Source organism: Luteimonas campi (assembly GCF_051162505.1).
In the GTDB taxonomy this organism is placed as follows: domain Bacteria; phylum Pseudomonadota; class Gammaproteobacteria; order Xanthomonadales; family Xanthomonadaceae; genus Luteimonas.
In genome coordinates, this window is sequence record NZ_JBNWEM010000006.1 from 196,287 (window position 1) to 210,323 (window position 14,037).

At 71.4% G+C, this 14,037-nt stretch carries 11 protein-coding genes; 8 read left to right on the forward strand and 3 right to left on the reverse strand.

The window, feature by feature from the left end; translation table 11 throughout:
• Positions 1–157: 157 nt before the first annotated feature.
• Both ACQYVW_RS16270 and ACQYVW_RS16275 read right to left on the reverse strand, forming a co-directional pair.
• Positions 158–424, reverse strand: coding sequence for a GlsB/YeaQ/YmgE family stress response membrane protein (locus ACQYVW_RS16270; RefSeq protein ID WP_434935497.1), 267 nt, complete (start codon positions 422–424; stop codon positions 158–160).
• A gap of 160 nt (positions 425–584) precedes the next feature.
• On the reverse strand, positions 585–1,970 hold the full coding sequence (locus tag ACQYVW_RS16275; protein ID WP_434947700.1) for an AMP-binding protein: 1,386 nt from the start codon (positions 1,968–1,970) through the stop codon (positions 585–587).
• 87 nt (positions 1,971–2,057) lie between these two features.
• Between ACQYVW_RS16275 and ACQYVW_RS16280 the strand changes: the two genes are divergently transcribed.
• The 8 genes from ACQYVW_RS16280 (at position 2,058) to ACQYVW_RS16315 (ending at position 13,277) form a co-directional block, all read left to right on the forward strand.
• The gene (locus tag ACQYVW_RS16280) at positions 2,058–2,672 is read left to right on the forward strand and encodes a 4'-phosphopantetheinyl transferase family protein (RefSeq protein WP_434947701.1); all 615 of its coding nucleotides are present in this window, start codon (positions 2,058–2,060) and stop codon (positions 2,670–2,672) included.
• A 154-nt stretch (positions 2,673–2,826) separates the two neighbouring features.
• Positions 2,827–3,468, forward strand: coding sequence for a 16S rRNA (guanine(527)-N(7))-methyltransferase RsmG (gene rsmG, locus ACQYVW_RS16285; RefSeq protein ID WP_434947702.1), 642 nt, complete (start codon positions 2,827–2,829; stop codon positions 3,466–3,468).
• 140 nt (positions 3,469–3,608) lie between these two features.
• Entirely contained in the window at positions 3,609–4,433 is an 825-nt protein-coding gene (locus tag ACQYVW_RS16290) for a ParA family protein (protein ID WP_434935490.1), read from the forward strand.
• Entirely contained in the window at positions 4,430–5,341 is a 912-nt protein-coding gene (locus tag ACQYVW_RS16295) for a ParB/RepB/Spo0J family partition protein (RefSeq protein WP_434935489.1), read from the forward strand. The genes ACQYVW_RS16290 and ACQYVW_RS16295 overlap by 4 nt, the downstream gene beginning before the upstream one ends.
• 396 nt (positions 5,342–5,737) lie before the next feature.
• Entirely contained in the window at positions 5,738–8,440 is a 2,703-nt protein-coding gene (locus ACQYVW_RS16300; protein ID WP_434947703.1) for a bifunctional acetate--CoA ligase family protein/GNAT family N-acetyltransferase, read from the forward strand.
• Between the two features lie 238 nt (positions 8,441–8,678).
• Complete coding sequence (gene rpmB / locus ACQYVW_RS16305; RefSeq protein ID WP_146385816.1) at positions 8,679–8,915, forward strand: 50S ribosomal protein L28; 237 nt, start codon at positions 8,679–8,681, stop codon at positions 8,913–8,915.
• A 13-nt stretch (positions 8,916–8,928) separates the two neighbouring features.
• The gene (gene rpmG, locus ACQYVW_RS16310) at positions 8,929–9,093 is read left to right on the forward strand and encodes a 50S ribosomal protein L33 (protein ID WP_027070918.1); all 165 of its coding nucleotides are present in this window, start codon (positions 8,929–8,931) and stop codon (positions 9,091–9,093) included.
• A gap of 737 nt (positions 9,094–9,830) precedes the next feature.
• Positions 9,831–13,277 (forward strand): NahK/ErcS family hybrid sensor histidine kinase/response regulator, encoded by a 3,447-nt coding sequence (locus tag ACQYVW_RS16315; RefSeq protein ID WP_434947704.1) that lies wholly within the window; start codon positions 9,831–9,833, stop codon positions 13,275–13,277.
• A 30-nt stretch (positions 13,278–13,307) separates the two neighbouring features.
• Here the strand turns inward: ACQYVW_RS16315 and ACQYVW_RS16320 are convergent, their stop codons facing one another.
• Positions 13,308–13,976, reverse strand: a complete 669-nt coding sequence (locus ACQYVW_RS16320) for a response regulator (protein WP_434934834.1) — start codon at positions 13,974–13,976, stop codon at positions 13,308–13,310.
• Positions 13,977–14,037 lie beyond the last annotated feature (61 nt).

The window sequence follows — 14,037 nt, forward strand, 5'->3', positions numbered from 1 at the left end:
GGGATGGCGATCGAGCCGAGGAGCAATCCCCGGCCCGGAGCGACCCTCACCGGAGACGGCGGTCCGGATGACTGATGCTGTGGAAGTTCCCAAGCATGGAAACAAAAAAGGCCCGGCATCGGCCGGGCCTCATGCGTCCCTGCATGACGTGGTCGCGTCAGCGGACGCTCCCGCGACGGAACAGGTTGACGATCGCGAGCAGGATCACCGCGCCGATCAGCGACACGATGAAGCTCATGACCGAGATGCCGTCGTTGATCGAACCGGCGCCCACCATCGGGCCGATCAGCCAGCCGCCGATCAGCGCGCCGATGATACCCACGATGATGTTGAGCAGGATCCCCTGCTGCGCGTCGCGCTTCATGATGATGCTCGCCAGCCAGCCGACGATGCCGCCGACGATCAGCCAGATGATGATGCCCATGCGCTGTCTCCCGTGAAGTTGTGGTCACACTCCGTTCGGAGCGGGGCCATGCTGGCAGCGGGATCGTGACGGGGATGTCAGCGGGTCGAGGCCGGGCTGGGGAGGCGCCTGCACGGTTGACCAAGGCCCGTGCCTCGGCCGGATCGCGGGCCCGGCGGCGTCAGGCCTGGCCGTCGCCCGAGTCGAGCAACCGCAGCAGCGCCTCGCGCGGCAGCTTGCCGGTCTCGTTGCGCGGCAGCGCATCCACGCGACGCAATGGCCGCGGCAGGAACACCGGATCGACGCTGCCGCGCAGCGCTTCGCGCACCATCGCCTCGTCGAGGCTGTCGCTGACGAAGACCGCGGCGATGCGGCGCACTCCGGCGGTGCCGGCATCGAGCTGGACCATCGCGCCGTCGCGCACGCCGGGCAGCGCCAGCAGGCGGCGGGTGAGATCGCCGAGCGACGCACGCTTGCCTGCGATCTCCAGCAGATCGGCCTGGCGGCCGTGCAGCACGAAGCGGCCATCCTCCTGCAGCCCGACCAGGTCGGCCAGCAGCACCGGCTGCGCGAGATGCGATGCCGACACCAGGGTCCCGTCGGGACGCGGCTGCAGGCGCACGCCCGGGTAGGGCGTCCACGCCAGGTCTTGCGCGGTGCGGCGGAAGGCGAAGATGCAGGTCTCGGTGGAGCCGAAGGTCTCGCGCACTTCGCAACCGAAGCGGGCCTCGGCCGCGGCAGCGAGTTCGCGCGACAGCGGGGCCGTGGCGGTGACGATGCCGGCCAGCGACGGCAGCGCGACCTCGGATTCGAGCAGCGCACGCAGGTGCACCGGCGTGGTCACCAGCAGCCGCGGCGCGGCCGCATGGTCGAGCGCACGCGCGATATCCGCGGGGAAGAAGGGGCGACCACGGTGCACGGCGGCGCCACCGAGCAGCGGCAGCATCACCGACAGTTCGACGCCGTACATGTGCTGAGGCGGTACGGTCGCGACCACGTCGGGCGTGGTTCCCGCGGGCCACAGGCTGGCCAATGCGGCCAGGTTCTGCGCGGTGCTGGTGCGGAACGAGCCCAGGGTCTTGGCATTGGGCGAAGGCGCGCCGGTGCTGCCGGAGGTGAAGCCGATCGCAACCACGGCCGCATCGTCGACCTGCAGCGGAGCGCCTTCGAGCATCGGCAGCGTGGCCGGCAGGGCCACGAAGTGGCCTTCCGGCCGCAGCGCCGCATCGCAGCCGCAGGCATCGCCGTCGCCGATGCAGTAGCTGTCCGGGTAGCGTGCGCGCACCTCGTCGATGGCCGCACGGGTGCGGCTGGGCGGCAGCAGGTTGGCCTGGCCGCGGATCGCCACCGCGCAGAACGCGACGAGGAAACGGTAGCGGTCCTCGCACAGGTTCACCGCGTATGCGGCATCGGGCAGGCGCGCGGCCAGCGCGCGGACATGGGCGGCGAACTGCGCGCGCGCGGTGGCGCCCTCGCCGTCGAAGGCGAAGCGCGCCGCGCCGTCGCCCGCCGGCAGCGGACCGCTGGAGAGAGGCTGTTGTGAGCTGTGCTGGATGACTGCCGCCATGCGTCCCGACCGGCGGATCCATTCACGCCGCCACGCCGGCTAGCTTACGCTGACGCGTCGTTCCGACGAAGGATCCGGCGCGCGCCGATGCCCCATACCGACCACAGCCTCGCCATCGGACCCGTCCGCTGCGCCTGGTTTCCCTATCGTCGCGGCGAGCCGGCCGAGCCGCAGGCGCGCCGCTGGCTGGCGCAGGCGCTGGCCGCGCCCGAGGCCGCGCTGGGCCTGCAGCGGGACGTGCATGGGCGTCCCCATCTGGACCCGGCCCAGGCCGGCCACGACGCCAACTGGAGCCACAGCGGCGAACGCCTGCTGGTGGCGCTGGCGCAGGGCGCCCGCGTCGGCGCCGATATCGAGTGGCTGCGGCCGAGGCCCAATGCCATGACCCTGGCGCGGCGCTTTTTCACCGCCGCCGAGGCCGAGGCTCTGTCGGCCCTGCCGCACGACCAGGCCGAGCGCTGGTTCGTGCGCCTGTGGTGCGCCAAGGAAGCGGTGCTCAAGGCGCATGGGCGCGGCATCGCCTTCGGCCTGGAGCGGCTGGAATTCAGCCCCGAGGGAGAAGGCTGGCGGCTGAGCGCCTGCGATCCCGCCCTGGGCCTGCCGGCGGAATGGCGCCTGCACGCCTTCAGTCCGGAACCGGACTACCTGGCGACGCTGGCCTGGCGCGCGATGCCCGCCGACGTGCCGGCCCAGGGGCGCTGAGCCGGGCTGCGACCGCTCCGGCACGCAGCGCGACGAGGCGTGTTCGCACCTGCCTGCCTCCATCAGGACAGCGGCATCCGCGCCTCGCGGCAGGGCCGGGTGCTACGACACGCGGCCGGATCGGCGCCAGCCGGCCGCCCCCTACAATGCCGTCATGACAGATCCCAACGTCGCGGCGCTGCGCGCCGATCTGGAAACCGGACTCGACGCGCTCGCCCTCGACCGCGCGCTGGCCTCGCCGCTGCTGGACTACCTGACCTTGCTGCAGCGCTGGAACGCGACCTACAACCTCACCGCCATCCGCGATCCCCGCCAGATGGTCACCCTGCACCTGCTCGACTCGCTGGTCATGCATCCGCACCTGGACGGCCTCGACAACCTCGCCGACCTGGGCACCGGCCCGGGGCTGCCCGGGATTCCGCTGGCGCTGGCCCGCCCCGACCTGCAGGTGACCCTGGTGGAGTCCAGCGGCAAGAAGGCGCGCTTCCTGCGGGAGGCCGTGCGCGCCCTGCGCCTGGGCAATGCGCGCGTGGCCGAGAGCCGCGCCGAAGCGCTGGACGAACCCGGCACCTACGCCGCGATCACCGCCCGCGCGCTGGCCACCCTTCCCGACATCCTGGCCGTGGGCGGGCACCTGCCGCGCCCCGGCGGCCGCCTGCTGGCGATGAAGGGGGTGCGCCCCGACGAGGAGATCGCCGCGCTGCCCGCCGGCTGGCGGCTGCAGGCGGTGCACCCGCTGCAGGTTCCCGGGCTGGCCGCCGAGCGCCACCTGGTGGTGGTCGAACGCCGCGACTGAGCGCGCTGGAGGACCAGGAACGGGCATGCGCCGACCGGATCGGGCACCATCCAAGCCGATCGGCCGCCGGCGCGGCATAATCCCCTGTCCGGGCCGCGCCCTGCGGCCAACCTCCGCCGCTACCAAAGGCTCCCGGACCCATGGCCCGCATCATCGCCATCGCCAACCAGAAGGGCGGCGTCGGCAAGACCACCACCGCCGTCAACCTGGCCGCCGCGCTCGCCGCCACCCCGAAGCGGGTGCTGCTGATCGACCTGGACGCCCAGGGCAACGCCACGATGGGCAGCGGCATCGACAAGCGCGACCTGCCCGCCTCCACCTGCGACGTGCTGCTCGAGGAAGTGCACGCCGAGGACGCGCTGATGGAGACGGCCGAAGGCTACGACCTGCTGCCGGGCAATACCGACCTGACCGCGGCGGAAATCGAGCTGATGGACGAGGAAGGCCGCGAGCAGCGGCTCAAGCGCGCGCTCGAACCGCTGCGCCCGCGCTACGACTACATCATCATCGACTGCCCGCCGGCGCTGTCCCTGCTCACGCTCAATGCGCTGACCGCCGCGGACAGCGTGCTGGTGCCGATGCAGTGCGAGTACTACGCGCTCGAGGGCCTCACCGCGCTGCTGCAGACCATCGACGCGCTCAAGGCCCAGCTCAACCCGCAGCTCGAGATCGAGGGCGTGCTGCGCACCATGTTCGACGTGCGCAACAACCTGGCCAATGCGGTGTCGGCGGAGCTGGTCGAGCATTTCGGCGACAAGGTGTTCCGCACCATCGTGCCGCGCAACGTGCGCCTGGCCGAGGCCCCCAGCCATGGGCAGAGCATCATCGGCTACGACCGCGGCTCCCGGGGCGGCATCGCCTACCTCGGCCTGGCCGGCGAGGTGGAACGCCACCGCCGCGAACGCGAGCAGGCCTCGCGCGAACCCCAGCAGAAGGAAGCGAACGTGACGGAGACCCCGGCATGAGCACCGCCAAGCCCGCGCCAGCGAAGAAGCGCGGCCTCGGCCGCGGCCTGGAGGCCTTGCTCGGGCCAAAGGCGGCCGCCGAAGCGCCGAAACTCGAAGCGGCGCCGGAAGACACGCTGCGCACGCTGCCGATCGACGCGCTGCGCGCCGGCAAGTACCAGCCGCGCCGGCAGTGGGACGCGGGCAAGCTCACCGAGCTGGCCGAATCGATAAAGGCCCAGGGCGTGATCCAGCCAATCGTGGTGCGCGCCCTGCCCGACCGCACCTACGAGATCATCGCCGGCGAACGCCGCTGGCGCGCCTCCAAGGAGGCCGGCCTGGCCGAGATCCCGGTGGTGGTGCGCGAGGTCGACGATCGCACCGTGGTGGCGATGGCGCTGATCGAGAACATCCAGCGCGAGGATCTCAACCCGCTGGAGGAGGCGCAGGCCCTGCAGCGCCTGATCGACGAGTTCGACCTCACCCACGCCGCCGCCGCGGGCGCCGTCGGCCGCTCCCGCGCCGCGGTGTCCAACCTGCTGCGCCTGCTGGAGCTGCCCGCGCCGATCCGCAATCTGGTGGAGACGCGGCGGCTGGAGATGGGCCACGCCCGCGCGCTGCTGACGCTGGCGCCGGAGCTGGCGGTCAAGCTGGCCAACGATGCCGCCGAGCACGGCTGGTCGGTGCGCGAGGTGGAGCACCGCGCGGCGCAGTTCGCGGCGGGCAAGGTGCCCGTCTCGTCGAAGAAGAAGCCGGCCAGCAAGGGCGCCACCGCGCCCGACATCGCCACCCTGGAGAACGAACTGTCCGCCTCCCTGGGCGCGAAGGTCAGCATCCACAATGGCCGCGCCAACAAGGGCAAGCTGGTGATCCACTACGCCAACCTCGACGCGCTGGACGGCGTGCTGGAGCGCCTGCGCAACCGCTGATCCGGCCACCCGCCGCTGCGGCCGACAGACGCGAGGATGCGGGGGGCAGCCTGCCGCGCGCGCCCGCACCAGGTGCAGACCCGGGATGCCCGCCCACGACTGGCATTCGCGGCCAAGGGGCGCTCCCACCAAAGGGGCGCTGCTCCTGGTGGAAGTGCGCTCGCGCGCGAAGGGCATTCGCGACCAAGGTCGCTCCCACGGAACACGCACTGTTCCCGTAGGAGCGCGCTTGCGCGCGAAAGGCGTTCGCGACCCAAGGCCGCTCACGCAGAAGTGGAAACCGCTCTTCGTAGGGGCGCCTCTACCCCGGCTGCACGTAGCAGTTCCACTCTCACCCCTGCGCCGGCCAGCACTCCGCTCATCCAGGTGCAACCACATGCGCGATACTGTGCGGCGATGAGCACCTGGCGCCTGGATTCGGTGTTTTCTCCGGCCTCGATCGCGGTCGTGGGCGGCAGCCCGCGCGAGCGCTCGGCCGGGCGCGCGGTGATGCGCAACCTGCTCATGTCCGGCTATGCGGGACAGGTCGGCTGGGTCACGCCGCGTCACCGCGAGATCGACGGCATCGCCACCGTGCGCCGGCTGCGCGACCTGGGCTGGGTGCCGGAACTGGCGGTCATCACCGCGCCACCGGCAGTGGTGCCCGATCTGGTCGAGGAAGCCGCCGCGCTCGGCGTCGGCGCCGCGGTGCTGCTCACCGCCGAACTCGGCGCGGGCCGCGCCGCGTTCCACGCGCGCATCGAACGCGCCGCGCGGCCACGCGGCATGCGCATTCTCGGTCCGCACTGCCTGGGCATCGTGTCCACCCACGCCCGGCTCAATGCCAGCATCGCCGCCGGCACCCCGCAGCCGGGCGAACTGGCCCTGGTGTCCGAATCCAGCGCGATCGCCGCGGCACTGATCGAGTGGGGCATGGCGCGTTCGGTGGGGTTCTCGAAGGTGGTGTCGCTGGGCGATGCGCTCGACGTCGATTTCGCCGACCTGCTGGACTATCTCGCCACCGATCCGCGCACCCGTTCGATCCTGCTCTACGTCGAGCACATCGGCGATGCGCGCAAGTTCATGTCGGCCGCGCGCGCCGCGGCCCGCGCCAAGCCGGTGGTGGTGGTGAAACCGGCGCGCCCGCAGCCGCCGCAGAGCATCGCGGAAGTGGGATTGCGTGCGCTGGCGCCGGCCGATGCGGTGCACGCTGCGGCGTTCCGGCGCGCCGGCCTGCTGCAGGTCGAGGCGCTGGACGACCTGTTCGCCGCCGCCGAGACGCTCGGCGCCCTGCGCACCTTTCCCGGCCGGCGCCTGGCGATCCTGGGCAATGGCGGCGGTGTCGGCGTGCTAGCCGCCCAGCAGTTGCAGCGGATGGGCGGCACGCTGGCGACGCTGTCGGAGGACACGGTGCACGCGCTCGACCAGCTGTTGCAGGGAGGCTGGTCCCGCGACAACCCGGTCGACATCGTGGTCGATGCCGATGGCGCGCGCTACGCGACGGCGGTCGAAGCCCTGCTCGCCGATCCCGACAACGACGCGCTGCTGGTGGTCAACGTGCCGACCGCGCTGTCCCCGCCCACCGAGTCGGCGCAGGCCCTGGTGGATGCGCTGGCGCGACGCCGGGGCGCGGCCGCGCGCAAGCCCGTGTTCGCGGTCTGGCTGTCGAGCGATGCGCAGGCGCATGCGGCGCTGCACGCCGCGCACCTGCCCAGCTACACCACCGAAACCGAGGCCGTGCACGGCTTCATGCACCTGGTGCGCTATCGCGAGGCGCAGCAGGCGCTGATGGAGACGCCGCCCAGCCTGCCCGCCGATTTCACCGTGGATGCCGCCGCCGCGCGCGCGCTGGTGCAGGCCGCGGTGGCGCGTGGCGAGGTCCAGCTCAACCCGCAGGCCACGGCGCGCATCCTGGCCGCCTACGGCCTGGCCTACGAGGCGCCGCTGGCCGCGGCCGACGCGGACGCCGCGGTCGAGGTCGCGGCGCCCCTGCTCGCGGCGGGGCGCCTGGTGGTGGTGAAGATCGATTCGCCCGACATCGCCCACAAGAGCGTGGTGGACGGCGTGCGCCTGAACCTCGCCAGCCCACGCGCCGTGCGCGATGCCGCCACCGAGGTACTGCGGCTGGCCCGCGAGCGACGCCCGGATGCGCGCATCCGCGGCGTCACCGTGCAGGCGATGGTGGACCGGCCGCACGCGCGCGAACTGATCGCGGCGATCGCCGACGACCCGGTGTTCGGCCCGGTGATCGTGTTCGGACGGGGCGGCACCGCGGTGCGCGTAGTCGACGACCTGGCGCTGGCGCTGCCGCCGCTGGACCTGCGCCTGGCCCATGAACTGATCGGGCGCACCCGCGTTGCGCGCCGGCTCAAGGCGCACCGCAACCAGCCGGCGGCCGACGAACGTGCGATCGCCCTGGCGCTGGTGAAGCTGGCGCAGCTGGCGGCAGACGTGCCGGAGATCCGGCAGATGAGCCTGAATCCGCTGCTCGCGGACGACCGTGGCGCAGTGGCGGTGGACGCGCGGATCCTGGTCGGCCCGGTCGAGGCCCTGCACAAGGGCCGCGGCCATCCGCGGTTCGCGATCTTCCCCTATCCCAGCGAGTGGGAGCGCAGCATCACCCTCGACAGCGGCCAGCCCGCGCAGGTGCGGCCGGTGCGCCCGGAAGACGAGGAACTGTTCCGCGAGTTCTTCCGCCACGTCACCGACGAGGACCTGCGCCTGCGCTTTTTCCAGTCGGTCAAGCACTTCAGCCACGAGTTCATCGCGCGCCTGACCCAAATGGACTACGCGCGCTCGATCGCGCTGCTGGCGGTGGACCCGGCCGGCGCGATGCTCGGCGCGGTACGCCTGCACGCCGACGCCAACTACCAGGCGGGCGAGTACGGGATCCTGGTGCGTTCCGACCTCAAGGGCCAGGGCCTGGGCCGGCAGCTGATGACCATCATGATAGAGGTCGCCGGCTGGCTCGGCCTGCAGGAAGTGGAAGGCCAGGTGCTGCGGCAGAACCGCGGCATGCTGGCGATGTGCGCGCAGCTCGGCTTCGCCATGCAGCCCGACCCGGACGATCCCTCGCTGGTGATCGTGCGCCTGCCGGTGGGGACGACCCCGGCACCCTGATCGCGCCCGCTCGGGACCCGACTTGTCCACAGGCCCGGCTGCGGGCATAATGCCCGGCTCGCTGCGCCCGGACGTTCCGCCGTCCCGGGCACGGACCGGCCGGACACGCGCTTTCCGCCCGCCCCCGCCCAGCGAACCTGAACCCGCAACGCGTGGCAGGCATGGCCTTCGGGCCGCGCCCGCCGGGGCCGCCGCCTCCCTGGCCAAGGGGGGCACCATGACACTTTCGAGGTGTGCAATGTCCCGAGTCTGCCAAGTCACCGGCAAGCGTACGACGACCGGCAACAACGTGTCGCACGCGATGAACAAAACCCGCCGCCGCTTCATGCCGAACCTGCACGAGCGCCGGTTCTGGGTCGCCAGCGAGAACCGCTGGGTGAAGCTGCGCGTTTCCACGGCTGCCCTGCGCACCATCGACAAGAACGGCATCGACGCCGTGCTCGCCGACCTGCGCAAGCGCGGCGAGAAGGTCTGAGGAGTAGAAGGTCATGGCATCCAAGCGCGACAAGATCCGTCTGATTTCGTCGGCCAACACCGGCCACTTCTACACGACGGACAAGAACAAGAAGAACACCCCCGGCAAGATGGAGATCAAGAAGTACGATCCCGTCGTCCGCAAGCACGTGATCTACAAGGAAGGCAAGATCAAGTGACGCAGTTGTCCGCGCTTCGGCGCGGCAACAATTGCGTCATCCCCGCGGCTTTCAACAGACGAACGTCTGGTCAAGCGGGAGCGCCTTTCAACGGACGCATGTCCAGTCATCCAAAGGCCCGCCGCAAGGCGGGCCTTTTGTTTGGTTCTTCTCCAACTCACGAATGTCTTCTCCTCTTGGAGACGATCTGTCCGGACTTCGGACGGACGCCGCGCCCTGCCGACCGGGGGTCGCTCTTCGCTCGGTCAGGACATCCTGTCCTGACTCGCGCGCAAGACATCCATGTCTTGCTTTGCCGCAACCCCCGGCCGTCAGGGCGCGGCTCACTGAGTCTGTTGGTCCGGCACTTCGGCCACTATGCGTTCGCTTTTCTGACGATCGAAGCCAACAGCGAGAGGCCCGTAGCCGTCACGGGCCGGGGGTTGCGGATAGCAGCGCATGGATGCGCTGCGGCGGCGAGTCAGCCATGGATGGCTGACCGAGCCGGGGAGCAAGCCCCGGGCCGGGGCGGCCTCGGTCCGCAAGCCACAGATACGTTCCCCCCCGTCGGCCCGGTTCCGCCATACTGGAGGGCGGAAAGGCGTTAAGCGGTGCGGGCGACATAGAGACGCCCGGCCTCGATGTTGGGGAGGTGAGGGTCGGACAGGGTGGTCGCGCCCGAGCCGCGCCTACTGGGGCCGGGGGCACAGGTGCGCGGCCGCGCTACACTCCGGGGCGCTTCGAACGGGGGAGGCGGGATGCTGCCGGGCTGGGTCCTGCTGCTGGTGTCGGTCGGCTATGCCGCGCTGCTGTTCGCGGTGGCGTGGATCGGCGACCGTTATCCGCTGTACCCGCAGCGGCCCTGGCTGCGCCCGCTGGTCTACAGCCTGGCGCTGGCGGTGTACTGCTCGTCCTGGACCTTCTACGGCGCGGTCGGCACCGCGGTGCGTTCGGGCATCGGTTACGTGCCGATCTACCTGGGCCCGCTGCTGCTGCTGCTGTTCGGCTGGCGCATCCTCGAGCGCATGGCCAAGGTGGCGCAGAGCCAGAACACCGTCTCGATCGCCGACTTCATCGCCTCGCGCTTCGGCCGCTCGCAACCGCTGGCCGCGCTGGTCGCCACCATCGCCCTGATCGCCGCGGTTCCTTACCTCGCCCTGCAGTACAAGGCGGTGGCGATCAGCGTGGTGGTGCTGGCAGGGCAGGATCCCGACGGCCCGGCGCTGGGCGATCCGGCCCTGTACGTGGCCGCGCTGATGGCCCTGTTCGCGATCCTGTTCGGTACCCGCCAGGTCGATGCCACCGAGCACCGGCCGGGCATGATGCTGGCGGTGGCGCTGGAGTCCCTGGTCAAGCTGGTGGCGCTGGTGGCCGTGGGCATGTTCGCGAGCGGCTGGCTCGGCGCGCGCGATGTCGACTACGTGGCCGCCACCCGCGCCCTGGTCGACGTGGCCCCGCCGGTGGGCTTCGCCGCGCAATGCCTGCTCGCGTTCACCGCGATCTTCTGCCTGCCGCGCCAGTTCCACGTGGCCATCGTCGAATGCGGCAACGTCGCCGACATCCGCCGTGCGCGCTGGATGTTCGGCGCCTACCTGGTGATCGTCACTCTGATGGTGGTGCCGATCGCCAGTGCGGGCATGGTGCTGTTCGGCAATGCGCCGCACGTGGCGCCGGACAGCTTCGTGCTGGCGCTGCCCCTGGCCGAGCAGCGTGACACCCTGGCACTGCTGGCCTACGTGGGCGGCTTCTCGGCCGCCACCGGCATGGTGATCGTGGCCAGCGTGGCGCTGGCGACCATGGTCAGCAACGACCTGGTGATGCCGCTGCTGCTGCGCCGCGGCTGGGCCGAACGCCACCGCGGCGATGTCGCCTCGACGGTGCTGTGGATCCGGCGCATCGCCATCGTCTGCATCGCCGGCATGGCCTGGGGCTATTACCGCGCCAGCGGCAGCGATGCCTCGCTGGCCTCGTTCGGGCTGATGTCGTTCGCCGCGGTCGCCCAGTTCGCGCCGGCGCTGATCGGTGGGCTGTACTGGCACGGCGCCAGCCGGCGTGGCGCCGAGGTCGGGCTGGTGCTGGGCTTCGCGGTGTGGCTGTACACGCTGCTGCTGCCGACGCTCACCGACGCCGGCTGGTTCGATCCGGCCTGGGTGCAGGACGGCCCGTTCGGCATCCATTGGCTGCGGCCGCGCCAGCTGTTCGGGCTGTGGGGCTGGGACCCGCTCACCCATGGCACGTTCTGGTCGCTGCTGGCCAACATCGGCGCACTGCTGCTGGTGTCGGCGCGCTGGCGCCCCAACCTCGACGAGCGCCTGCGCGCCGCGCCCTTCCTCGACCCCTACGCCGAGCGCAGCGCGCTGGCGGCCGGCGAATGGAAGGGCAACGTGGCCATCGGCGACCTGTTGGTGCTGGCCAGCCGCATCGTCGGCGAGCGCACCGCGCAGCGCGCGTTCGAGCAGCACGCACACGAACTGGCGCAGGAGCTGCAGCCGCAGGCGCGCGCCGACCGCAACTGGGTGCAGTTCACCGAGCGCCTGCTGGCCGCGGCCGTCGGCGCGGCCTCGGCGCGGCTGGTGGTGACCAGCGTGCTCAAGGGTTCGGGCATGGAGGTCGGCGAGGTGGTCGCCGTGCTCGACGAGGCCGGCCAGGAGCTGCGCTTCAACCGCGAGATCCTGTCCAACACCCTGGAGAACATCGACCAGGGCGTGAGCGTGGTCGACGGCGACATGTGCCTGGTGGCCTGGAACCGCCGCTACCAGCAGCTGTTCGACTATCCCGACGGCATGCTCTACATCGGCCGCCCGGTCGCCGACCTGATCCGCTACAACGCCGAGCGCGGCGAACTCGGTCCGCTGGGCGCCGAGGAGATCGAGGCCGAGGTAGGCAAGCGCATCGAGTACATGCGCGCCGGGTCGCCCCATGTCAGCGAGCGCGTGCGCGCCAATGGCCAGGTGCTGGAGCTGCGCGGCCAGCCGCTGCCGGGCGGCGGCTATGCGACCAGCTACAGCGACGTCACCGACTACAAGCGCGCCGAGCGCGAGCTGCGCGAGATCAACGAGCACCTCGAGCAGCGCGTGGCCGAACGCACGCGCGAGGCCGAAACCGCGCAGGAGTCGCGTTCGCGCTTCCTGACCGCGGTCAGCCACGACGTGCTGCAGCCGCTCAACGCCGCCCGCCTGTTCACTTCGGCGCTGCGCGAAAGCGCCGATCCGCAGGAACAGGCGCACCTGGCCGAACGGGTCGATACCGCCCTGCGCGCGGCCGAGGAACTGCTCGACGGCCTGCTCGACGTCTCGCGCTTGGACGCGGGCAAGCTGCAACCCGAGATCTCCGACTTCGACGCCGGTGCGCTGATGCGGGAACTGGCCGCGCAGTACGCGCCGATGGCCGCCGCGCGTTCGATCGCGATCCGCGTGTATGCGCCGCTGTTGCCGGTACGCAGCGACCGGAGGCTGCTGCGGCGGGTACTGCAGAACTTCATCGCCAACGCGCTGCGCTATACCCCGCGCGGCCGCGTGGTGCTCGCGGCGCGCCCGCGCGGCGACGGCATCGCATTGCAGGTCTGGGACTCGGGACCGGGCATCCCGGAACACCACATGCGCCAGATCTACGACGAGTTCCACCGCTACGAACAGCCCTTCGACTGGGACGGCCGCGGCCTCGGCCTGGGCCTGTCGATCTGCCAGCGCATCTCGCGCCTGCTCGGTCATGCGCTGGACGCGCGCTCGGTGGTCGGACGCGGCAGCATGTTCTCGATCGTCGTGCCGCGCGGCGCAGCCCTGACCGCCAACACCGGCGCCACCCCGCGCATGCACGTCGACCAGGATCTGCACGGGCTGACCGTGCTGTGCGTCGACAACGACCGCGACATCCTGGCGGGCATGGAGGCGCTGCTGTCGCGCTGGCAGGTCACCACGGTGCTCGCCACGACCGTGGACGAGGCGCTGGAGCAGGTGGCGACGGCGCCCGATGTGCTGCTGGTGGATTACCACCTGCACGACCGGCTAGACGGCCTGGACACGCTGGATGAGCTACGCGCCAAGGCCGGACGCGCCATCCCGGGCGCGCTGTTGACCGCCGATGGCAGCGATGCGCTCAAGCAGGCCGCGCGCAAGCGCGGTTACCGGGTCCTGACCAAGCCTGTGAAGCCGGCCTCGCTGCGTGCCTTCCTGACCGCGCAGCACCGGATCGACACCGACGCCTGAGCCTGCGCACCCGCGGCAGGCTCGCCACGGCTAGTCCGCCTCGTCCTCCAGCGGCACCACCTGCTCGGGATCGACCGACAGGCGTCCGGCCATCAGCACCGCCTGGGTGCGGTTGGACGCGCCGAGCTTGCGCAGGATCGCGCTCATGTGCGCCTTGATCGTCGCTTCCGACACGCCCAGCTCGTAGCCGATCTGCTTGTTGAGCTTGCCCGAACCGAGCATCTGCAGCACCCGGAACTGCTGCGGGGTCAGCTCGCGGATGCGCGCGGCGACGTCGTGCTCGTCCTGCGCGGTCTGCGGCGCGGCGCCGGCGATGTCCGGCACGAAGCGGTCGCCGTCGAGCACCCGCCGCAGCGCAGCCCCGAGCGCGTCGGCATTGGAGGACTTGGGAATGAAGCCCATCGCGCCGTGGTCGAGCGCGCGCCGGACCACGGCCGGCTCCTCGCGCGCGGACACCATCACCACCGGCAGCTGCGGGTGCAGCCCGCGCAGGTGCACCAGCGCGCTGAAGCCCTGCGCACCGGGCATGTTGAGGTCGAGCAGCAGCAGGTCGGCGTCGGGGTGGGCGTCGGCCATGGCGTACAGGCCGTCGGCGTTGTCGGCCTCGTGCAACTCGGCGCCGGGGATGTTGCGGCCGACGACGCCGCGCAGGGCTTCGCGGAACAGGGGATGGTCGTCGGCAACCAGGATCGTCGTCATGCGGGGGAGTTCCGCCTCCTGCGGAACGCATCTCCGGCGCCGGCACGATGCCGGCGCCCGT

Coding starts and splice junctions, on each gene's coding strand:
- rpmB (WP_146385816.1), top strand. CDS start 8,679: ATGTCCCGAGTCTGCCAAGTCACCGGCAAGCGTACGACGACCGGCAAC.
- ACQYVW_RS16315 (WP_434947704.1), top strand. CDS start 9,831: ATGCTGCCGGGCTGGGTCCTGCTGCTGGTGTCGGTCGGCTATGCCGCG.
- ACQYVW_RS16295 (WP_434935489.1), top strand. CDS start 4,430: ATGAGCACCGCCAAGCCCGCGCCAGCGAAGAAGCGCGGCCTCGGCCGC.
- rpmG (WP_027070918.1), top strand. CDS start 8,929: ATGGCATCCAAGCGCGACAAGATCCGTCTGATTTCGTCGGCCAACACC.
- ACQYVW_RS16275 (WP_434947700.1), bottom strand. CDS start 1,970: ATGGCGGCAGTCATCCAGCACAGCTCACAACAGCCTCTCTCCAGCGGT.
- ACQYVW_RS16290 (WP_434935490.1), top strand. CDS start 3,609: ATGGCCCGCATCATCGCCATCGCCAACCAGAAGGGCGGCGTCGGCAAG.
- rsmG (WP_434947702.1), top strand. CDS start 2,827: ATGACAGATCCCAACGTCGCGGCGCTGCGCGCCGATCTGGAAACCGGA.
- ACQYVW_RS16300 (WP_434947703.1), top strand. CDS start 5,738: ATGAGCACCTGGCGCCTGGATTCGGTGTTTTCTCCGGCCTCGATCGCG.
- ACQYVW_RS16280 (WP_434947701.1), top strand. CDS start 2,058: ATGCCCCATACCGACCACAGCCTCGCCATCGGACCCGTCCGCTGCGCC.
- ACQYVW_RS16320 (WP_434934834.1), bottom strand. CDS start 13,976: ATGACGACGATCCTGGTTGCCGACGACCATCCCCTGTTCCGCGAAGCC.
- ACQYVW_RS16270 (WP_434935497.1), bottom strand. CDS start 424: ATGGGCATCATCATCTGGCTGATCGTCGGCGGCATCGTCGGCTGGCTG.